Annotated in this window: 14 protein-coding genes; 10 read left to right on the top strand and 4 right to left on the bottom strand. The window is 43.6% G+C overall.

Annotated elements, in window-relative coordinates; genetic code table 11:
* Positions 1–146 precede the first annotated feature (146 nt).
* From drmD to QUA56_RS22225, 3 genes are all read left to right on the top strand, one after another.
* Entirely contained in the window at positions 147–3299 is a 3153-nt protein-coding gene (gene drmD / locus QUA56_RS22235; RefSeq protein ID WP_333361641.1) for a DISARM system SNF2-like helicase DrmD, read from the top strand.
* Positions 3300–3380: 81 nt separating this feature from the next.
* Positions 3381–4031: a hypothetical protein gene (locus QUA56_RS22230; protein ID WP_333361633.1), complete on the top strand. Its 651-nt coding sequence runs from the start codon at positions 3381–3383 to the stop codon at positions 4029–4031.
* Positions 4032–4083: 52 nt separating this feature from the next.
* A complete protein-coding gene (locus QUA56_RS22225; RefSeq protein WP_333361631.1) occupies positions 4084–8238 on the top strand; it encodes an Eco57I restriction-modification methylase domain-containing protein in 4155 nt (1384 codons plus the stop codon).
* A gap of 139 nt (positions 8239–8377) precedes the next feature.
* On the opposite strand, the gene QUA56_RS22220 is transcribed toward QUA56_RS22225, so the two are convergent.
* Positions 8378–8725: a XisI protein gene (locus QUA56_RS22220; RefSeq protein WP_333323174.1), complete on the bottom strand. Its 348-nt coding sequence runs from the start codon at positions 8723–8725 to the stop codon at positions 8378–8380.
* Entirely contained in the window at positions 8713–9129 is a 417-nt protein-coding gene (locus QUA56_RS22215; RefSeq protein ID WP_332968503.1) for an element excision factor XisH family protein, read from the bottom strand. Before QUA56_RS22215 ends, QUA56_RS22220 begins: the two co-directional genes overlap by 13 nt.
* Positions 9130–9260: 131 nt before the next feature.
* Between QUA56_RS22215 and drmA the strand changes: the two genes are divergently transcribed.
* The 5 genes from drmA (at position 9261) to holA (ending at position 19245) form a co-directional block, all read left to right on the top strand.
* Positions 9261–13091, top strand: coding sequence for a DISARM system helicase DrmA (drmA, locus tag QUA56_RS22210; RefSeq protein WP_333361630.1), 3831 nt, complete (start codon positions 9261–9263; stop codon positions 13089–13091).
* Between the two features lie 108 nt (positions 13092–13199).
* Positions 13200–15065: a DUF1998 domain-containing protein gene (locus tag QUA56_RS22205; RefSeq protein WP_333361629.1), complete on the top strand. Its 1866-nt coding sequence runs from the start codon at positions 13200–13202 to the stop codon at positions 15063–15065.
* A gap of 201 nt (positions 15066–15266) precedes the next feature.
* Positions 15267–16703, top strand: coding sequence for a DNA polymerase III subunit beta (dnaN, locus tag QUA56_RS22200; protein WP_333361626.1), 1437 nt, complete (start codon positions 15267–15269; stop codon positions 16701–16703).
* Positions 16703–18244 carry a DNA polymerase III subunit gamma/tau gene (gene dnaX / locus QUA56_RS22195; RefSeq protein ID WP_333361623.1) on the top strand — a complete coding sequence of 514 codons (1542 nt, stop codon included), beginning with the start codon at positions 16703–16705 and terminating at the stop codon, positions 18242–18244. Before dnaN ends, dnaX begins: the two co-directional genes overlap by 1 nt.
* Complete coding sequence (holA, locus tag QUA56_RS22190) at positions 18241–19245, top strand: DNA polymerase III subunit delta (RefSeq protein WP_333361620.1); 1005 nt, start codon at positions 18241–18243, stop codon at positions 19243–19245. Before dnaX ends, holA begins: the two co-directional genes overlap by 4 nt.
* Positions 19246–19389: 144 nt before the next feature.
* Here the strand turns inward: holA and QUA56_RS22185 are convergent, their stop codons facing one another.
* A complete protein-coding gene (locus tag QUA56_RS22185) occupies positions 19390–19638 on the bottom strand; it encodes a hypothetical protein (protein ID WP_333361617.1) in 249 nt (82 codons plus the stop codon).
* A gap of 49 nt (positions 19639–19687) precedes the next feature.
* The gene (locus tag QUA56_RS22180) at positions 19688–20680 is read right to left on the bottom strand and encodes a GTPase (protein WP_333361613.1); all 993 of its coding nucleotides are present in this window, start codon (positions 20678–20680) and stop codon (positions 19688–19690) included.
* A gap of 521 nt (positions 20681–21201) precedes the next feature.
* Here QUA56_RS22180 and QUA56_RS22175 point away from each other — a divergent pair.
* A complete protein-coding gene (locus tag QUA56_RS22175; protein WP_333361610.1) occupies positions 21202–22074 on the top strand; it encodes a DUF4384 domain-containing protein in 873 nt (290 codons plus the stop codon).
* A gap of 198 nt (positions 22075–22272) precedes the next feature.
* Positions 22273–22496, top strand: a 224-nt coding sequence (locus tag QUA56_RS22170; protein ID WP_333361536.1) for a tetratricopeptide repeat protein, incomplete at its 3' end; no start/stop codon positions are given.

The following is a 22496-nucleotide window of genomic DNA, read 5'->3' as shown; positions in this document are numbered from 1 at the left end:
GAAAAGCAATCCCAAATGCGTTCAGCAATGGGATAGGGAGCTGCGTAGTTCAGCCGAGGCGGGTCGATCCGCTCAAAGTGAAAGGGAAGGGGGAGGGACTTAACGCCTCCCATGTTATGCAATAAATGACTATACTTTTACCAGCTATGAGTTTAACTAGAGCAATTCCAGAACTGGGTCAGTTAGTCAAAGTGCGATCGCGCCAATACGTCGTCACCGAAATCCGGCCAACTGCCATACCTGTTAATCCCATGCTACCAGGGTTACAGCAGTTGCAAAACCTGGTGATGCTTTCCTCTGTGGAAGATGATGCTTTGGGAGAAGAATTACAGGTAATCTGGGAATTAGAACCGGGGGCTTTTATTCGCGAACGGATGGAACTACCGCCACCTACAGGTTTTGATGAACCCGCTAAATTAGACGCTTTTTTGGATGCGGTACGCTGGGGGGGCGCTTCAACTGCTGATATTCGTACTATACAATCTCCCTTTCGCAGCGGTATTGATATTGAAGATTATCAACTTGACCCCGTTGTGCGTGCCATTCAAATGCCCCGTGTTAACTTACTAATTGCTGATGATGTAGGATTAGGGAAAACCATTGAGGCGGGATTAGTCGCGCAGGAGTTGACAATTCGCCATCGTTGCCGTCGTATTTTGATTATCTGCCCTTCAGCGCTACAAATTCAATGGCGCGACCAAATGCGCGATAAATTTGGTTTAGATTTTCGGATTGTGGATAGTAACTTGATGAAGGAGTTACGGCGTTCTCGCGGGATTCATGTTAATCCTTGGCAGCATTTTCCCAGATTGATTACCTCGATCGACTTTATCAAGCGCGATCGCCCCCTGCGTCTTTTTCGCGAACTCCTCCCCGCCGAAGGCGAACCCCTCTATCCCCGCCGTTTTGACTTGCTGATTGTCGATGAAGCGCACAACGTCGCCCCATCCGGCGGCGGAAAATATGCAGTTGACTCCCTCCGAACGACCACAATTAGATTATTAGTTCCTCATTTTGAACACAAATTATTTTTAACCGCAACTCCCCATAACGGTTATCCCGAAAGTTTCACCGCTTTATTAGAATTGTTAGACTCCCAAAGATTTGCTAGGGGTGTTTCTCCTGACAAAAACCAACTGCAAGTTGTCATGGTGCGGCGACTGAAACAGGAGATGCAAAACTGGGATGGTTCGCCTTTATTTCCAGTACGGAATTTAGCCCCTATTTTAGTAGATTATCCCGCCGCCGAACGGAGGGCGCACGCAGCTTTAAAACATTACACCGAATTACGCGGTAAAGGTGTGGCAGATAATACAGAGAAGTATGCCACTGAATTTGTTTTAAAACTGTTAAAGAAACGCTTGTTTTCTTCACCAGAAGCTTTTGCGATTACCTTAGCCCAGCACGAAAAATCTTTAACTTCTGCCCGCCGCCGGACTGCTACCACTTTATCACGACCAACTGAAGGAATTTTACGCCGTCAATTAGAGCAAGTTGAAGAAGAATTTGCCGATGATGCGGTTTACGAAGAAGCAACCGATGAGGCAATTACTAATACTAGCAGATTGTTTCGCCCACTTTCGGCAGCAGAACAACAATTATTACAAGAAATGCGACAATGGGCAGAAGATGCCGCCAAACGACCGGATGCCAAAGCTCAAGAGTTATTGAACTGGATTCATACTCAGATTAAACCTAATGGGAAATGGTCGAAAGAACGGGTTATTATATTCACCGAATATCGCGCTACTCAAAAATGGTTGTATAATTTATTAGCAGCCGAAAGATTAATCGAAGGAGACAGATTGATGACTCTTTATGGCGGCATGGTTTCGGAAGATAGGGAAAAAGTCAAAGCAGCTTTTCAAACCGACCCTGATATTTCACCTGTGCGGATTTTACTCGCAACGGATGCAGCTTCGGAAGGGTTAGATTTACAGAATTATTGTTCTAAGTTGATTCATTATGAAATTCCTTGGAATCCGAATCGGATGGAACAGCGGAATGGCAGAATTGACCGTCACGGACAAAAAGCTCAGGAAGTTTTAGTTTATCATTTTGTCGGCAAAGATTATAAACAAAATTCGGTAACGGGAACTAAACCGGGTGATTTAGAAGGTGATTTAGAATTTTTAATGCGGGCGGCATTAAAAGTTAATAATATCAGAGAAGATTTGGGTAAAGTGGGCATGGTGATTGCCCAGCAAGTAGAAGAAGCAATGTTAGGATATCGGACTACTTTAGATACTAGCAAATCTGAACGGGAATCGGAACCAGTGCGACGGATGTTAAAGTTTGAGCGCAAAGTGAGAGAACAGATTGATAAATTGCGGGAACAATTAAACGAAACTCGCCAGAATTTACGGTTAACCCCTGATAATATAGAATCAGTAGTAAAAATTGGGTTAGAGTTAGCAGAACAACCGCCACTGATAGAAACTCAGATAGCAGGTTTAAAGGGAAAAGCTTTTTATTTACCAGCCCTAAAAAGCAGTTGGGCGATGTGTAGCGAAGGGTTAGCCCATCCCCATACAAAAGAGATTCGCCCCATTGTTTTTGACCCGGAATTAGCCCAGGGTAAAGATAATGTGGTGTTAGCACATTTGAATCATCGGTTAGTACAAATGTGTTTGCGCTTGTTGCGGGCTGAGGTGTGGTCTGGGGAGGAAAGAAAATGCTTGCATCGCGTGACGGCGAGGTTAGTTTCTGCTAGTTCTGGGTTGGAAACTCCGGCGGTGGTTGCTTATGGGAGATTGGTGATTTTAGGAAGCGACCAACAGCGGTTACATGAAGAGGTGATTACGGCGGGGGGAATCTTGAAGGATGGGAAATTTACCCGGTTAAAAGTGATGCAATTGCAAGGGGCGTTAAATGCAGTTTTACCAGACGCAGCGCCAGATAGCGTTCAACAAAAATTAGCAAATTTTTGGCCTAATTATGCCGATGAATTGCTGAAAACTTTGCAGGCGCGGATGAATGATAGAACTGCTAGTTTGCAGCGGGATTTGCAGAACCGGGCTGATAAAGAGGTGGCGGATATTACGGCTATTTTAACTGAGTTAAAGCTTAGTATTGAAAAAGAGTTCGTTGAACCGGAGTTTAAGCAATTGGAGTTATTTAATACGGAGGAAAAGGCACAATTTGAGCGAAATGTCAATAGTTTAAAGTTGAGAATTGAGCAAATTCCTCGCGAGATTGAACAGGAAACGGATCTGATTAGGGCGAGATTTGCTAATCCAACGCCGCGATTGTTTCCTTTGGCGGTGACATATTTAGTTCCGCAGAAACTTGTGAGGTAAATTAATATCAATAAAGGCACTGAAGTGCCTACTACAAACAAGTTCGTAGTAAGCACTTTAGTGCAAATGGAGATAAAACAAATGGCGTACAGCGATTTTAAGTTAAATGAAGTAAGTCAACGGTTTGGATTGACGGTGAATGAAGCGTCGGGAATGTTTGCGGATGTACCGGAAGCAGAATGTAGCGATTTACTGGTGACAATTCTAGGTGAAAATGTTGATTTGGCGGTGGCGATTAATACGGAAAAAGCCCGTTCGGAAATGATTATTAGTTTAGTTTTGTTAGAGATTCGGCGCAAATTTAAGGGTCAAATTAGCTTATTTTCGGGGGTGGACTTTACGGTTGATGTCCAACAAGGTTTAAATGGCTTTTGTGATTTTATCATTAGACCTCTTGCAAAAATAACTAGGACGGGCAAGATGCCCAACCAACAAGAAAAAATAACTTGTGTGGGATGGGCATCTTGCCCGTCCAATAAATTTATGGAGACTAAGAATGAAAACTTAAAATCGGGGTTGGCGCAGTGTATTGCGGAAATGGTAGCAGCACAGTTATTTAACGAACGACAAGGAAATGAAATTAAAAGTATTTATGGAGTGATTACCATCGGCACGATTTGGCAATTTTTAAAGTTACAGGATAAAGTAATTTCGATTGATTTAAGCGAATATTATATTAAGGATATCAAGAAAATTTTAGGTATCTTAGTCAGCGCCATTCAACAGCAATAAAAACCCCACTTCCTACTCCGCACTCCCCACTCCCCACTCCCCCTTACCCATCATGTCTACCGCACGTCACCACGCTGAATGGTTATCCCTCGTTGAAGCTTCCGGGCCATTTTTAAGTTTACCCGTATTGCTGAAAGTTTTTCCCAGTGGGTTAGATGCCCATGACTCGGAACATTTGAAGCTGTTACGGTTAGCTTATGAAGAATGGCAGGATAATCAACTGGGGGCGCGTCCTGAAAAAGCCATTCATCGCGCTTGGGTGGAATTTGTGTTGCGGCAGACTTTGGAATTGCCGGATGAGGTATTCTTAGAAGGGCAGCGGATTCCACCGGGATTGCAAGTTACGGTTGAACAACATGGCGAAATTCTCCGTCCTGACTGGGTAATTGTCAATCCTCAAGGCACACCTAACGCCGGGACACCTCGACTGTTAGTTCAGATTGTACCTGCTCAACAGGATTTAGAGAAAGCTTTGGCAGGACAACGTTGGAAAGCGAGTCCGGCGACTCGGATGATGGAATTATTGCACGCTGCTAACGTGCGGTTGGGATTGGTGACGAATGGCGAACATTGGATGTTAGTCAATGCGCCGAGAGGGGAAACGACGGGTTTTATTTCTTGGTACGCTACCCTTTGGTTGGAAGAACATTTAACCCTGCGGGCGTTTCGCAGTTTGTTGGGGGTGAGGCGGTTTTTTGGGGTGGATGACTCGGAGACGCTGGAAACTTTGCTAACTCAGAGTATCACCGACCAACAGGAAGTTACCAACCAACTGGGGTATCAGGTACGGCGGGCGGTGGAAGTGTTGGTACAGGCCTTAGACCGCATCGACCAAGATAGAAATCGCAGTCTCTTAGAAAATATCTCGGAAACTCAGCTTTATGAAGCGGCGCTGACGGTGATGATGCGGTTGGTGTTTTTGTTTGCTGCTGAGGAACGCAAGTTGATTCCTTCGCCGGGGGGAGAAACGCTTTATCAGGAATATTATGCGGTTTCTACGATCGCGGCGAAGTTACGCAGCGATGCGGATAAGTTTGGCGAGGAAGTGTTGGAACGTCGCAGCGATGCTTGGTGTCGGTTGTTGGCGACATTTCGTGCCGTTTTTGGGGGGATTCGCCACGATTTGCTGGATGTTCCTGCTTATGGGGGGAGTTTGTTTGACCCGGATAGATTCCCGTTTTTGGAAGGAAGGGCGCTGGGAACTGAGTGGAAAAAAGCCTCTGCGGAACCGATTCCGGTGAATAATCGCATTGTCTTGCATTTGTTGGAAGCTTTGCAAGTTTTGCAAATCCGCGTCGGGGGAACGGTGGAACCGCGCCGCATTTCGTTTCGGGCGTTGGATATCGAACAAATTGGTCATGTTTACGAGGGTTTGCTTGACCATACCGCAGTACGGGCGAGTTCTCCGGTGTTGGGATTAATTGGGACGCGGGAACGGGAACCCGAAATAACGCTGGCGGAGTTGGAACGGCTGCAAGCGCAGGGTGAGGAGAATTTTGTCAAAACGCTTAAAGAACAGTCGAATAAGTCTCCTGCTGCTTTGAAAAAGGCGCTTTCAGCCGAGATTTTACCCCGGATGCAGGAACGTTTGCGGGTGGCTTGCAATAATGATGGGGAATTATATCAACGGGTTTTGCCGTTTGCGGGTTTGATTCGCTTGGATACTTTGGAATATCAGGTGGTGATTCCGACGGGTAGCGTTTATGTGACTCAGGGGACTAATCGGCGGGAAACGGGGACGCATTACACGCCGCGCAGTTTAACGGAACCGATCGTGCAATATACGCTGGAACCGTTGGTTTATCAAGGGGTGGCCCAGGGGAAGCCGAAATCTGAATGGGTCCTCAAATCTGCACAGGATTTACTGTTACTGAAAGTCTGCGATATGGCGATGGGAAGTGGGGCGTTTTTGGTGCAGACTTGTCGCTATTTGGCAGAACGTTTGGTGGAAGCGTGGGAAACGGCGGAACGGGAAAATCCGGGGAAGGTGGTGATTGCGCCGGAGGGGACTTTATCTAAGTTTCGTCCTGATGAGTGTCCGATTCCGAAAGATAGTGATGAACGGTTGACGGTGGCGCGGCGGATTGTAGCGGAACGCTGTCTTTATGGTGTTGATAAAAATCCTTTGGCGGCGGAGATGGCGAAGTTATCTTTGTGGTTGATAACTTTGGCGAAGGGGCGACCGTTTACGTTTTTAAATCATGCTTTGAAATGGGGTGATTCGCTGTTGGGGGTGACGGATGCCAAACAAATTGAGTTTTTCCACCTTAATCCGAAAGAGGGAAATCAATTACCGATTATTTCGACGATTTGTAGACCTTTGTTGCAAGAAGCTATTGCTAAACGTCAAGAGTTAGAAGGTTTTTCGGTTAATGATATTCTGGATTTGCAGCGGAAGGATGAGTTATTAAAGGAAGCGGAAACAGCTTTAAATCAGGTGCGGTTTATTGGTGATTTGCTGGTTGGAGAAGCGTTGATGCAAGCGGGGAAAACGGGTAATTTGGTGGCTGAGGAGTTGGCGGTTTTATCTCAGCAGGTGGCTGGTGTATTGGTGGAGAAGGGTGAGGAAAGACAGCGACAAATTGAGGTGTTATATGCTAAGGCCCAAAGAATGTTAGATATTGGGAATCCTGGGGGACAAGCGCCTAGAAAAACGTTTCATTGGGCGTTGGAGTTTCCAGAGGTGTTTTTAAGTGATTCATCGGGTAAAGGTTTTGATGCTTTGGTGGGAAATCCTCCGTTTCAGGGAGGGAGAAAGATTAGCACAGCTTTAGGCTCAGAATATCGAGCTTATCTTGGTCAATACATAGCAAATCAGGTAAAAGGTAGTGCTGATCTATGTGCTTTTTTCTTTTTGAGAGCCGAGGGATTAATTAATCAAAATGGAGGCTTGGGTTTAGTTGCTACAAATACCATTGCCCAAGGGGATACTCGCGAAGTGGGTTTAGATAAATTAGTTGCTAATAATTGTGTGATTTCCCGTGCTGTGTCTAGCCGCAAATGGGAGGGAACGGCTAGTTTAGAAGTGTCTTATATTTGGTTACGAAAAGGAAGTTGGCTGGGGGAATTTATTTTAGATGAAAATCCTGTTGAGGGAATTACTGCATTTTTGACAACGCCAGGTAAAACTGTTGGTAATCCTTATCGGTTAGTAGCTAATCAGGATAAATCTTTTACTGGTTCCTATGTGTTGGGTATGGGTTTTGTTTTGACTCCAGAAGAAGCACAAGCTTTGATTGAAAAAGATACTCGGAATAAAGATATTTTATTTCCTTATTTGAATGGTGAGGATTTAAATTCTCGCCCGGATCAATCTCCGAGTCGTTGGGTGATTAATTTTAAGGATTGGGCTTTAGATGCTGAACATGACGATCCGAAAAAGCCGAAGGGTAAACCTTATGCTGCTGATTATCCTGATTGTTTGGCGATTGTAGAAAAAAAGGTTAAGCCGCAAAGAGATGAAATAGTTGCTAAAGGAAAGCAAATTCATGAGTATGATTACTGGAAGTTTTGGGATAAACGCCTTGAGGCTTATGCCTCGATTGCTGGAAGGAAGCGGGTATTATTTCATGGATTTGTCAGTAAGTATTTGTGTTTTGCGTTTGTACCAACTGGCATTGTTTATGCTACTCCTAATGTTGTATTCGCCTTCTCGGAATACTGTTATTTTGCTGTACTACAAGCTTTTATTCATGAAGCTTGGGTTTTGAACTATCACTCTACTATGCGAACTGACATTCGGTATGCACCATCAGATTTATTTGAAACCTTCCCCTTCCCCACATCAACTTCAAACCTAGAAGAAATAGGCGAAAAATATTACACCCACCGCCAATCCATCATGCTTTCTCGCCAAGAAGGATTAACCAAAACCTACAACCGCTTCCACAACCCCGACGAAACCGCCGCCGACATTCAACAACTGCGTTCATTGCACGTAGAAATGGATAACGCCGTTGCCGCCGCTTATGGTTGGCAAGACATAGACTTAGGGCATGACTTCCACCAAACCAAACAAGGATTGCGCTACACCATCAGCGAAACCGCACGGCGGGAAGTGCTAGATAGACTCTTGCTGCTGAATCACGAACGTTACGATGAAGAAAAGGCCCAAGGGTTGCACGACAAAGGGAAGAAAAAGGGTAAAAGTGGGGGGAAAACTGTTAAAAAACAGGTATCATCTGAGGGACAGTTAAGCTTATTTTGATTAGCAGATGAAACCAACGTTCGTAGTAGGGACTGAAGTCCCTTTAGCACTAAAGTGCTTACTACAAACGTAAAATGTTCGTAGTAGGGACTTTAGTCCCTCTAGCACTAAAGTGCTTACTACGAAATTTATTCTACTTTTAGCCCACTGCATAATCACTCATTTCCCGCATGAAAGGAGGATAAAAACCTAACACAATATCTTGTTTTGGTACACCCAAATTGACTAAATCTGCTGCAATATCATGTTCTGTTGAATTGTAAAAAATCCAGATTTTCTCATTGCGAATATCAAGATGTATTATACAATCATGTACCCAGCGTTTATGCTGCCAACCCAGATGCACAATTTGATAGTGATTTCGCTGTGTATCAAAGATAGTTTCAACTTCAATATCACCATAAGCTGGCTTAATTTCTGCGTAACCCATCAATAATTGCTGTACAATTTGCTGATAGTTGGTTAATTGATCCGTTAGTTTTTCCATTGTGAAATTTGCTCCAGTTCAATGTCGTAAATAATCAATTTTACGGAATTTTCTTGCAGCATTGATGCTGGAAAATCACGTTGAAAGAAGCTGTTATAGATTAAATCGGGTATGGCTAAATAGAGAATGCGATCGGGTTCTTCACGACGCAATGCAGCCCGATAGTTAATAAACTGCCCCAGTGCTGTATGAAACTCAGAAATTGCCGATGCACTAGCTAAAAAACTTTTGACTTCCACCGCAATTTTCTCATTTCCTCGCTCTGCTGCCAGTAATCTTTCTGCCCCCAAGTCAATTTCCATATCTACACCGCCCACTTTAATTTTAAGTGGATCGTGAGTAACATTCCACCCATCCTTAGTAAGAGCAGTTTTAACAACTTGATGAAAACGATCCTTAGCCACAATAGACGATTTGATATAAAGGTGCAATTTAAAACTATCACATTTAGTGAAAGATGGTGCGTTAAGCGTAGCCGTAACGCACCCTACGTATTTAAATGTGGTATTATGCTAAAAGGCTAAATTGCTAATTTATGAATATTACGAAATATTGCAATATTATGAATATTATCCAACTCCCTGCTATACTACCAGGCAACTTAGACCTCACCGCCATTAACGAACAGTTAAAAAATCGCACCGCCCAACTAGATTGGAGTAGCGTCATTTCTGCCAACGAACAACATTTAGCAGTTTTATTAAATGGTCTTAGCTTAGATGATAGCGATGTCATCGACTTAGAAAATCCTACAATGTCCGATAACATTGCTCAAAAAGTTGTACATTTTTTCAATAACCATCCAAATATTGAAAACAATAACCATCCAAATATTGAAAACAATCATCCTTCTATTATACCACCCCCAAGTTATTATCAAATTCGGGAAAAATTAGAACAAGCAATATTAGATGATTTACTCGGCCCAGCGGGGGGAGACTATGAAGAGATAGACGAAATGCGAGTTAGCGATCGCTACCTTGTCGGATTAATCGCACCTAGCGATCGGCATATTGTACCCGAAGAACTCGAAGAAACGCCCGAACAAATGGATGAATTAGCCATTTCCGGTAGCGGTACTTTAGAAGAAGGCACAACCGAAAGTAACATTCTCCCCGCCGAGAAAATGTTTCCCTCGGCAATTGGCATGACTTTTTGTGTTGATGGAAATGCCAAAGCAATTAAAGTAAAAGCAGGGTGGGGACAATACGAAAGAGGGAAAAGTGAAAGCGCCAAAACTTCGACTGGCGAAGCAAAAACCTTGTGGCGACGCTACCCCATTCGAGGAACATCACCGGATATTATCTTAAAAGTAGGGGCTATTAATCCTTGGCAAATCGATCCAGAAAAAGCAGTATTTGTTCAAGGTCAAATTCGCCAACAGCATCAAGATTGGATCGTGACTCTCTTCTTAGTTAATGGACAAAAAGAACCGGAAATTAGACGCGATAGCGCTTGGTTATTTCAACCAGAATTAAGCGTTGAATCTGCCGACCCCAATTATCCCGATATTTTCATTAAACGGCGGCTGAAACGCCAACTCGGTAAACTCAACCCCGTCTTATTTGCCGAAGAACAAGCAATGGCGATGCAGTACCGCGACTGCATAGAATTTGCCGTTGGACACGGGACAGGCGTACACGCGGAACTTTTAGGCGGAAAGTGCGATCGCGAAGCCAGCCAAAGGCATCGGGCTATCCGTCTTACTACTAAAGTCGTCCCCGCCTACGAAATTCCCCAAACTACGCCGCCAACTATTGAGGAAATACCGGGACTGGCGGGATTAATTTTAGATATGAAAGAACTAGCAGAAATTCCAGATTTATCAACTGCTTTAAGTTCTTTAACTATTGCTTATAGTGAATGGATTACCCAACAAACTGCGAAAATTGCCGACTCCACCGCCGATTTAGGCGATTATCAGGAAGCCGCAAAATCGGCAATGGCAAATTGTCAAATAACTTGCGATCGTATTCAAGCAGGAATCACGTTATTACAAACAGATAATCAGGCTGCTGAAGCGTTCCAATTTATGAATGTCGCCATGTGGAAGCAGCGGATTCACTCAATTTATGCAGAAAATAAACGGCGCGGCGAAGCCAGCGAATGGGATAATATTGATATTCCCAAAAATCGCACCTGGCGACCGTTTCAGTTAGCTTTTATCCTGCTAAATCTTCCCAGCATCACCGAATTAGACCACCCAGATCGATGTCATCCCACAGATGCGATCGCCGATTTACTTTGGTTCCCCACTGGCGGCGGTAAAACCGAAGCCTATCTAGGATTAACAGCCTACACCATTGGACTGAGAAGATTGCAAGGAAATATTGCCGGACGTTCCGGCGCAGCAGGGGTTGCTGTCCTCATGCGCTACACCCTCCGCCTCTTAACATTACAACAATTTCAACGCGCCACAACCTTAATTTGTGCCTGCGAAGAAATCCGCCGCCAAGATGAAAATAAATGGGGAAAAGAACCGTTTAGAATTGGGTTATGGGTAGGGATGAAAACCACACCAAACCGAACCGAACAAAGCAATGAATTTCTCAAACAAAAACTCGGACAATACCAACCCACTAGCAGCGGTTCCCCCCATCAATTAACTAACTGTCCTTGGTGTGGTTCTCAAATTGACCCCGGCAAACAACATATTAAAGTAGAATCCTTTGCCAAAGGATCGGGACGTACTTTAATTTACTGTGGTGATGCTTTAGGCAAATGTTTATTTACCCAAAAACAATCTCCCGCCGAAGGTTTACCCATTGTAGTTGTAGATGAAGAAATCTATCGTCGTTTGCCAACATTAGTGATAGCAACTGTTGACAAATTTGCCCAAATGCCCTGGAATGGTGCTGTACAAATGCTATTCGGACAAGTAGACGGATATTGCACCCGTCACGGTTTTCGTTCTCCTGAAATCGAAGATACAAACTCTCACCCCAGTAAATACGGACTCCCCACTGCTAAAACAATTCCTAGCAATCCCTTGCGGCCACCAGATTTAATTATTCAAGATGAATTGCACTTAATTAGTGGCGCTTTGGGAACCCTAGTCGGACTGTATGAAACCGCCGTAGATCAACTGGCTTCGTGGGAAGTCAACGGTAAAATAGTCCGTCCCAAAGTAATCGCTTCCACTGCGACAATTAGACAAGCCCGCGACCAAGTACATAACCTATTTTTGCGCCAAGTACAAGTTTTTCCACCCCAAGGATTAGATATTGAAGATAACTTTTTTTCCTGTCAGCGTCCGCCTTCCGAGGATTATCCCGGTCGGCGATATTTGGGGATTTGTGCCACAGGAAGGCGATTAAAAGCAGCATTAATTCGCGTTTATACGGCAGTATTAGCAGCCTCTCAATATTTGTTTGAAAAATATGGCGATTCTGTTGATCCTTGGATGACCTTAGTGGGTTATTTTAACTCCATGCGGGAATTAGGAGGAACCAGGCGTTTAGTCGATGATGACATTCAATCTCGCTTAGGAAAAACCGACCGCCGAGGGTTAGCAAAACGTCTGAGACTCGAAGTAGAAGAATTGACCTCGCGCAAAAATTCTACCGATATTCCCATCGTATTAAATTGGTTGGAAACTCCTTTTTCCTCAGAGAAGTCCAACAAAAATAACAAGCGCAAACCCTTAGATGTTTTACTAGCTACTAACATGATTTCTGTGGGCGTAGACGTAAAACGTTTAGGCGTAATGGTAGTGACAGGTCAACCAAAAAATACTGCTGAATACATCCAAGCAACCTCGCGGGTAGGGCGAAGTTTCCCCGGTTTAGTATTTACTGTTTATAACTGGGCGCGACCGAGAGATTTATCCCATTACGAACAATTTGAACATTATCATGCTACCTTTTATCAGCACGTTGAAGCCCTTTCAATTACTCCTTTTGCCCCCCGCGCCCTTGACCGAGGATTAGCTGCTTTATTCGTTTCCTTGGTGCGTTTGGCAGGTAGCGAATTAAACGCGAATGATAAAGCCGGTAGGATTTCTCGCCATCATCCTTATGTGGAAGCTGCTATGAATGCGATTTGCGATCGGGCTTTAGCAGTAGGAGATACTAAAACCCGCGATTTAGTAAAACAGGAATTAGAAGCTAAATTAGACTATTGGTTAGCAGAAGCAGCGGATACAACGGGAGGAAAAATCTTAGGATATCAGACTAAAAAAGACGGGCTGACAATGGGATTATTAGAACAACCTGGACAAAGCAATTGGCAATCATTTACTTGTTTAAATTCCTTGCGAAATGTTGAACCGAATATTGGCTTAATTTTAGACAAGCGCATCCCCGATGATGACGATCGTCCAATACAATCAATGAGTGAAACTACCCCAATTGATTTAAACTTTTAGAAGCAATCCCCTACGATTCACTTGTCAGCCGACGGGCGGGCGCGCCGTCGGCACAACCGCTAGATATTTGCACAAATCATTTAGGTTCGCCATATATTAGTTAATACAATGACAACAAATCAATCCTCTTCTAAAAACAAAGTCGGCGAACTCCGACCCAGCCAAATTTTATTTTCTTCAGGCATTGGTTCTATTATAGATTTACCCAACTTATCAACTATGGTAATGGGATTAGATGATTGGGAACTCACTCACGCCTCAGAATTAGGAGAAGCCCGGTTACTAGCAGCAGTGCAAAAAGAAATCGGTACTCAAGTCAAAAAACTGCTAACGCCACCTATATCTCAATCAAACAACCTTATCCCTAACTTATTTGATGAAAGCGCCAAAGTAGGAATTCCAGTCTCACCTTTCCCCACCTGGGTAGTTTGTCCCCAATGTCGATTACTCGCACCTTTAAGAGCGGGGCTATTTGAGTTAAAAACCGACCGCCATCGACCCGACCAAAATCGCTACATTCATAGTAATTGCCGCAATTTTTCTCCAACAGCCATCCCTGCGAGATTTTTAGTAGCTTGTCAACACGGACACTTAGATGATTTTCCCTGGCGCTACTTCGTTCATAGAGGTAGCAGTAATTGCAAAGGTTCTCTGCGTCTCTATGAATATGGTATCTCTGGGTCTGCCACCGATATTGAAGTAAAATGCGATAGTTGCGGTAAATCTCGCCGAATGTCCGATGCCTTTGGCGAACTTGGTAAAATGAATATGCCTCAGTGTCGCGGCCGCCATCCCCATTTACGCAACTTTGCAGAAGACGGATGTACCAAGCAAATGAAAAGTATCTTACTCGGTGCATCAAATAGCTGGTTTCCCATCACCCTTTCTGTACTCTCGATTCCCACTACTATTAATCAACTGGGGCAACTAATTGATAAACATTGGACGGTGTTAGAAAAAGCTACTACAATTGATATTTTAGCTGCTTTCCGCCAAATCGGTCAACTCAAAGAATTTGCTAAATATTCAGATGGTGAAATCTGGCAAGAAATCGCACAAAAACGTCAGGGGGCTGGGGAAGCCCCCCTTCTGGATGTGAAAGATATCAAAACCCCCGAATGGCAAGTTTTTTCTAACGTAAACACCAGTTTAAATAGCGCTGATTTTCGGTTAACATCTGTCGCCGCCCCTGATGGTTACGAAGCTTATTTTGAAAAAGTTGTCTTAGTAGAACGCTTGCGAGAAGTTCGTGCTTTAGTTGGTTTTACCCGCATCGAATCTCCTGGTGATTATGCTGAAACAGGAGAATTACCCGAAGAATACTGGGCTCCTTTGAGTCGTTCTAAACCTACATGGGTGCCAGCTTCTGAAGTGCGTGGCGAAGGTATTTTTATGCAATTTCAAGAGGAAATCTTACAAAAATGGTTATCCAGTACACCTCGATTAACAAAATACGAACAACAAAGCTTAGAAGCGCATCGTCGTTGGCGCAGGGCGCGTTCCTTAGATCCTGATACTAATTTCCCCCGTATTCGTTATATTTTACTGCATTCCTTCGCTCATGCTTTGATGCGGCAATTAGTAATAGAATGTGGTTACAATGCTGCTAGTTTGCGGGAACGCATTTACTCAAAAGATCCTAATGAAGATAATGGCCCAATGGCTGGTGTGTTGATTTATACAGCCGCACCAGACAGCGAAGGTACGCTAGGGGGATTAGTCAGTTTAGGTGAACCGGGGCTTTTGGGTCGTCATATTGACCAAGCTTTAGAACAAATTGGTTTATGTGCTTCTGACCCTTTATGTGCAGAACATAGCCCTTTACAAAATACAACTTCTTTGCATTGGGCGGCTTGTCATGCTTGTTTGTTTAGTCCTGAAACCTCCTGCGAACGAGGAAATAAATATCTCGATCGCACTTTGTTAATTCCTACTATGAATGCTGATTTATCAGAATTAGCTTTCTTTCAATAATCTTATATAGTAATCCTTGCAGGAGTCGTAAATTTTTTACCCCACCCCAGCCCTCCCCGATGCCTTGGGGAGGGAGTAAGAAATTCACAAAGGATTTAGGATTGATTGCTATATCTAAAGTCAATTAACAAGCTGCTAATGCGAGCTATTCTCTGGGCAGCTAGCGCTGCCCCCGCTTAGCAGCTATTTTAACGCACAAAGATGCAAACCAAATCCCACACCGCGACAGCTAAAAGCCGAAAAAAAGAGAGCGGATTTTCCAAAATTAAACCAAAGGCAAGTGTTCCCTTAGAACAAACCGAACCTTTGGTCGAAGATGAACTAAAAGTTGAAGAAAAATCCGATCGCAATTCCTCCAATAGCGCAGGCGATTCTCCCCAGCTTTTGCCAGCAGAAATTAAGCTCGTCTGCACGCAAGAAAATTTAGCCAACCATCTCGAACTTGTCAGCAAAGCTGTCCCAGCAAAACCCACCCACCCCGTGTTAGGAAATGTCCTCTTAGTTGCTTGCAAAAAAACGCAGCGAGTCCAACTTACCGTCTTCGACATGAGATTGGCTATTCAAACCTCCTTTGAGGCAAACGTTCAATCTCCCGGCGACATGACTATTCCAGTCGGACTTCTCAGTGATATTGTCGGGAAATTCTCGCCCGGAGATATCACTTTAGTCAGTCGCGAAGCCTTGAATCGCGAAGGTGAAGATAGCGAAGATAGCGGGAATAACATCACCTTGCCAGAGGCTATTAGCAACAGTCCAGTTGCTACCCTAATTGCTGCTTGCGGTCGCTATCAAGTTCGAGGGATTTCGAGTGAAGAATTCCCTGCTATTCCTGAAGTAAAAACAGCGCAAACAATTTGCATCCCCGCTGAAACTTTGAAAGAAGGGCTGAAAGGGTCACTGTTTGCCACCGCTACCGATGAAGGCAAGCAAATCCTAACAGGTGTTTACTTCAAAATCGGCCAAGATAGCCTCGAATTTGCTGCCACAGACGGCCACCGTTTGGTTGTCCTCAATACTTCAATTCAAGGTTTTTCTAAGAAGAAACAAGCGGAAATTGCACAGCCTCTAGAGCTTACAGTCCCAGCTAAATCGCTCGCCGAACTGGAGCGAATTTTATCGAGCAGGACATCCGCTGACCCAGTAGAGCTTTCTTACAGCACTGAGAGCGCTCTGGTAGAATTCCGGTGGGGAGCGCAGCGCTTAGTAACGCGCTGTTTAGAAGGCACATACCCAGCTTATCCCGATTTATTGCAGCAGGATTTCCAACATCAGGTAACGCTGGAAAAAGCACCTTTCATCAAAGCTATAGAGAGAATTGCTGTGCTGGCAGACAAGAAAGAAAAAACGCTCAGCATCCGCATTAATAGCGAAGCACAGCAAGTGTCACTGTCGCTTTTCAGAGAATTTGGAAACGGTTTGGAACAGATGGCAGCGCACGTTAACTCAGACAGCAATTTGTCAATTTCATTCAACATAAAATACCTGTTGGAAGGTGCAAAAGCGATCGCTAGTTCCCAACTCCAAATGCACCTCACTCAGCGCGACGGCCCCGCCATTTTAGTTCCTGCTGGCAACCGCTCCAAGCCCAACATCCTAATGGATGCCAAATACTTGTTAATGCCGATTTTCAAAGACTGATGTCTTTTGCAAAAAAGGCTCGCTTGGCAGAAGTAAAAATATTGAGTTTTTTACTTCTCTCTTCTTCTGAGTGCAAACTCCGCAAATATGACTCTAATTCTCAGCAAACAATTACACCTAACCATTCAATCATGTACGCAGCATTACCTCAAAAATACCGCCCTCGTAGCTTGTCTGAACTGGCCGGACAGGAGTACATCCAAAGGACACTTTCCAATGCGGTCAAAACTAATAAAATTGCTCCGGCTTACTTGTTCGCCGGCGAACGGGGAACGGGCAAAACTTCAACGGCCCGCATTTTAGCTAAATCTCTCAACTGCACCAGTGCAGACAAACCCACAGTAAAGCCGTGCGGCAAGTGCCAATCCTGCCGCTCGATTGAAAAAGGCAGCAGCTTAGACGTTGCTGAAATTGACGCGGCTTCCCACAACGGCGTGGATGACGCTCGCGCCCTGATCGAGCGATCGCACTTCGCACCAGTTATCAGCCGCTACCGAGTGTTTATTTTAGATGAAGTTCACTGCCTAAGTTCCCAAGCTTTTAACGCTCTTCTAAAATGTTTGGAAGAACCTCCGCATCATGTAGTGTTCATCTTGTGCACAACAGAGCAACACAAAGTGCTGCCAACAATTAACAGCCGCTGCCAAACGTTTCTGTTTCGATCACTGCCAATCCCAGCCATTGTCAAACAGCTAACAATGGTAGCTGAGAAAGAGTCAATTGCAATTGCCGAAGAAGCTAAAATTGCGATCGCCCGCGCCGCGAATGGCGGGATGAGGGACGCCTTGCAGTTGCTCGACCAGTTGAGCTTATTAGGAGAGGAAATTACCAGCTCTCACGTATTGGAGCTGTCGGGGCGGATACCGGAGTCGGATTTAGTTGCAATTTTGAAATCGGTCCGCACCGGCAACGCGCTGAAGCTGCTGCAACTGTCCCGCGAACTCATTGACAGCGGGAAAAGCCCTAAAATGCTGCTGGCGTCGCTGCTAGCCTGCTACCGGGACTTGTTGCTTGCAACGAGCGTGCCGGACTGTTCGCTGATGTTAGTTAGTGGCATTTCGCACTCGGCCCTGATGGAAATTGCCTCTGCTTGGGACTGCAATGCGATCGCTGCTGGCCTCGAACAGTTGCAGGCTTCGGAATGGCAGCTCAGCAAGAGCGCTCACCCAACGCTGTGGCTGGAACTCTGCTTGCTGGGATTGGCAAAGGTGCCACAATTAAAACCCCACGTCGCTCTTGGCGCTCTTGCTAACCCCAGGCAGCCCGATCGCACCCAGAAGCTGCCCAGTACCTCCAAGTTGCGAGCTCCTCGTTCCAAAGAGCGAGCCATTTGGGAAAAAGTGCTCTCAGCAACTTCTGAGAAGAACCGCGCTTTACTCTGTGCTGCTTCCCTGGTAGCACTGACGGAAAAGAAAGCGGTGCTGGCCGTGCCCGCCCAATACCTGGACAAGTTCAACCGGAACGCAGCTAAGGTGCAGAAGATATTTCTGGCTGCAACGGGCGTCCGCTATCTTGTGTCGTTCGAGGAGAAGAACCCATGATTAGCTTGCTGATAGGGGATGACCTCCACGCGATTCACAAAAAGCTTTCTGCCTTTAAAAAGAACCTCGACCCCGCTTGGATTGGCTTCAATTATCACCGCTTTGATGCTTCGGCATTGAATGAGGCGGTTGACTGCGCCCTGACTCCCGCCTTGGGAACGGAAAAAGCAAAGTTAGTGGTGATAGAAGGGTGTAATTTCAAACAGTTTACTGAAGAGGCGCTGGAGGTTCTCCAGTTGCTCCCGCAGATACCGCAAAAGACACACCTGGTTTTTGTAGCGCCTTCTATTGACAAACGCCTGAAGGTGGCAAAATTCCTGCTTTCTCAAGCTAAGCTGTTCGAGTTCGACCTTATTCCCCCCTGGCGAACGGATCTCATCGCCCGATCGATCCGAACTCAAGCTTTGGCAATAGGGCTGTCGCTGAACTCAAATGCTATTGATTACTTGGCGGTTGCGATCGGCAACAATCCTGCCCGCGCCGAATCAGAACTGCACAAGTTGGTAACTTACAGCAGTGGCGCTTCCCTCACTTTAAACTCTGTGCGATCGCTGGTTCCTTCAACTACTCAAAATAGCCTTCAGCTTGCCGAAGCGCTGAGGGAAAATAACTCTAAGAGAGCAGTTTGTTTGCTGCTTGACCTTTTGGCAATAGAAACTTTCCCGCTGGCGATTTGTGCGACGCTGATTGCTCAATTTAGAACTTGGTTGTGGGTGAAAGCGGCGATAGTTGGTGGAGTTAAGCAAGACGCTGAAATTGCCCGGATTTGTCAAATTGCCAACCCGAAGCGAGTGTACTTTCTGAAAAAAGAAGTAGCTGCTGCTTCTCTAACATCCCTTTCGTCTGCGGTGTCCCTGCTGTTTGATTTAGAGGGTTCGCTGAAGCTTGGGCGTAAAGGGGATTCCATGTTGCCTGCAATTCTGGCGATCGCCCAACTGTTTTCTCCTAAGAAAGCAAGGAAGCGCGAAGTAGGAGCGAGCGCATCTCTTTTGTTTAACTAATTCAAAAAATTAAACGAAGGCTTAGCTTAAGAATATTCTAACCTTCCGCAGGTTGATGTTATTCAAGCTAAAAAACAAGGGGGAACAGCCCCCTTGTTTAGCTCAATAATTTGCGTCAGCCCTGTTTGGGTAATAAGCCTAAGATTAAGGAAAGAAAACAGTCCAATTCTCGCGCATAAAATGGTAAACTACTGGAATTAACTCCTCGACAATCCAGCGTAACAAGGGGCGGTTTTTCAAAATAGAAATCCGCTCACCTAATAGTTTAGCCGCCACCTTCCAAATCACCTCTCCAATAGCATCAAAGTTTGCAGATTTCACGGCGTGCTTTAGCTGTTCACGCTCTTGGTTATTCTGCTTGATTTGTTGGAAGAGATCATCAAATTCGCTCATAGTTAACCTCCATAATTTGTAGGGGTGGGCAAAGCCCACCCTTGATTAGTTAAATCCGAGTTTCAGTCAGGTCAAAAAGCTTCCGATTTTTATTCGGATCGATGACAATTAGATTGGAGTATTCCTTCGCTTTTGCAAAAGGAAGTTTATCTAATTGGTCATTCAAGAAGTTGTTAAAACGAGCGATCGCTTCCTTACCCATTTTGTTGACAATCACCAGCATTAACTTGTTTAAGTTATAGCGGAAAGAAGACGAACACGGCACAACTTGATAGTTTTGGTACAGTCGTTGAAACACCTCTTGGTAGTGGGGATATTTGCCTTTGAGTTGAGAGAGAGTTGGCTCGTCCATAAACCCTTGAAAGACAATGCTATATGTATCCCAAGAAAATTGAGGATCATCTATTTTGAAATTCCCATCGTTATAGGTACGGGAAACAATCCCATGACGATAAGGAAATAAGAAGGTTTCTTGATAATACTGAGCTTTCTTGTCCAAGATGTCACGAGTGACTTTACTGGGTGCAAACATCCCCCAAGTATTATCCATTTTGGCAAGAATCCAAGCCGGATGACTGAGTGTATCAGCCTTGGTCAAAACAAATGTGATTTTGCTCATTAATTGTGCTTGTTTTTCAGCACTAAATGAAACTAAAATCTTGTTTAAGGCGGAAACATCAAAAGTGACTGAACGGCTATCACAGTGGAGACACCAGAGGACAACATCCGCTTCAAAAAGCTTTTGTTTATAGTCCTCAATATACCGAGCATCTGCTGACTCAGATTCACCAATTCCGGGTAAATCATAAAACCACAATTCACCCTGATTTCCCTTAACAACAACCTTTTCGATCGCCATCGTACAAGGCTTAACTGGGTCAGTCTTTAAATCGGTGTTGAATAGCGCATTAATCAATGAGCTTTTACCAACACCAGTTTGACCAATGACGGCGACAATAAATGGCGCATTGGCAGCCTTAATAAAGCTTTCAATCGCTTCTTTTTTGAGCCGTTCTATTTGCTCTTGAGACAAAGCTTGCATGGATTTATCCTGTTTAGTTTTCAAGGTTCTGAGAGATTTTTCGTCTCTGGTTATATGCTAGATCAGTTTATTTAATATTGTTGTAGAGCCTTGTAGAAAATAATAGAATTTTCCTCTCCTCATCAACACTAATAAATATCAGCTATTTCCCAGATTGTTCTACCTCTATATTTTTAGATTATCATTTTAATTGAATGACTGTAAATAGAATTATGTAGAATTAGATAGATAGAAAAATATAGATTTTTGAAGAAATACCTTGACATTATTTATTCTCGGCAATATCGCCACAAAACCACCAAAGCCAAGATTTATGACATAACTAAACTTACATAATATTATAAAACAACTAACGCTAATAGTAAATTACTATGTTTTTAGATAAAGAGACGCTTGAATTATTTTCTATAGAATTTGGTAAAATTAAATAGATAAAATATAAATTTTGGTAGTATCCCTTGACAGTGAATTAATTAATTTGCTATGATCGTTTATAATTGATTTAAAAAAGGCTAAAATCTATGAACAAAAATTATAAATACTGGGAAAGCCAATTTCTTGCTCAGAAGGTAAGGGACTTCGGTTTTTCTGGTCAGGCAGCAATCGCTTTTGAACGGAGATTATTAGAGGAAAATCATGTGAAAAATGATAGTACATTAAGCGGCGAATTGCAAGAAGAATATCCTTTGTTATTCTCAATTAATACTATGAGAGATTCTTGGCATAAAACTATATATCCAGCACTTCAAGAACATGGTTTTGATTATTATGATGAGAATAAGAATCCCAATGGAAAATATAAGAAAAGTTGGGAGGGTGTAAGAAAATGGTTGCTTGAGGCAATATTCCCTGAATACATAAAAACTACTCCATCTCAAACAAGCATTGAACTTTGGCAAGAATTATGGGAAAAGTCAGAGGATAGTAGTAATATTTCTATTGAAGAATCTTCCTCAAAAAATGACATCCCCCATCTGGGAGTAGCTGTTATAGGAGTATTTGAACCGAATCTGCAACCGGATTGGCCATCATTTCGGATTGGGAGTCAAATCATGTATCAGTTGAAGTTAAATAATCGAGGCTATTTAATTGTGGCTGAAAAGTTTGCATCTGGAGAAATTTACTGTCTTGCCCCTTCTAAGTTAAGTTCAGCTTTTCCGGTGCCTTGGGGGAGATTGGTTCTACCTAAAAATGATGTTTTTACAGTTCAACCTCCTATGGGATATGAAGAAATCCTTGCTGTTTTTAGTCAAGATAAACCTCAACTCAATTGGCTACCTCAAGCTGAGGATGACCCGTTAGAATTACAAACAGAGCATTTAGCAGATTTGCTAAATCATATCAATCAAAACAAATGTGAGGTGATGCGATACAAATATTTGATTACATCCTAAAAATTTAGGAGATCATAGCCAATGAAAACGGAGAATTGAATTTTAGGGTTAGATGTGGATTGAGTATGACAAGCTTTTGCCACTTTGAATTAACCTCTAGGGTACATCAGAATTTTCACTAAATAATTAAAATTATAACCATCTTGTCTGAGGCATCCTACTTGACTAAACCATCAAAATATAAAAATAGGTAAAAAAATGAATTTCTTTAATCAGTTATGTAAATTTATCTCTAAACTAGCAGAAAGAGAAGTTTCTTCTAAATGTTTAATAGGTAAGTTTGATGAAGCTATTGAATTAGCTGAAAAATTTAAAAAAATATCTAGAGTTTTTTGGGGAAATGAACATCCTATCGTAGCTACTAGCTTAAATAATCTAGCTATTAGCTACAATTATCAAGGGAAATACAGTGAAGCTGAACC

This window comes from Microcoleus sp. N3A4 (assembly GCF_036701805.1).
Classification (GTDB): Bacteria; Cyanobacteriota; Cyanobacteriia; order Cyanobacteriales; family Microcoleaceae; genus Microcoleus.
The sequence above is the reverse complement of the archived record's forward strand: the minus strand, read 5'-3'. Positions and strand labels throughout refer to the sequence as shown.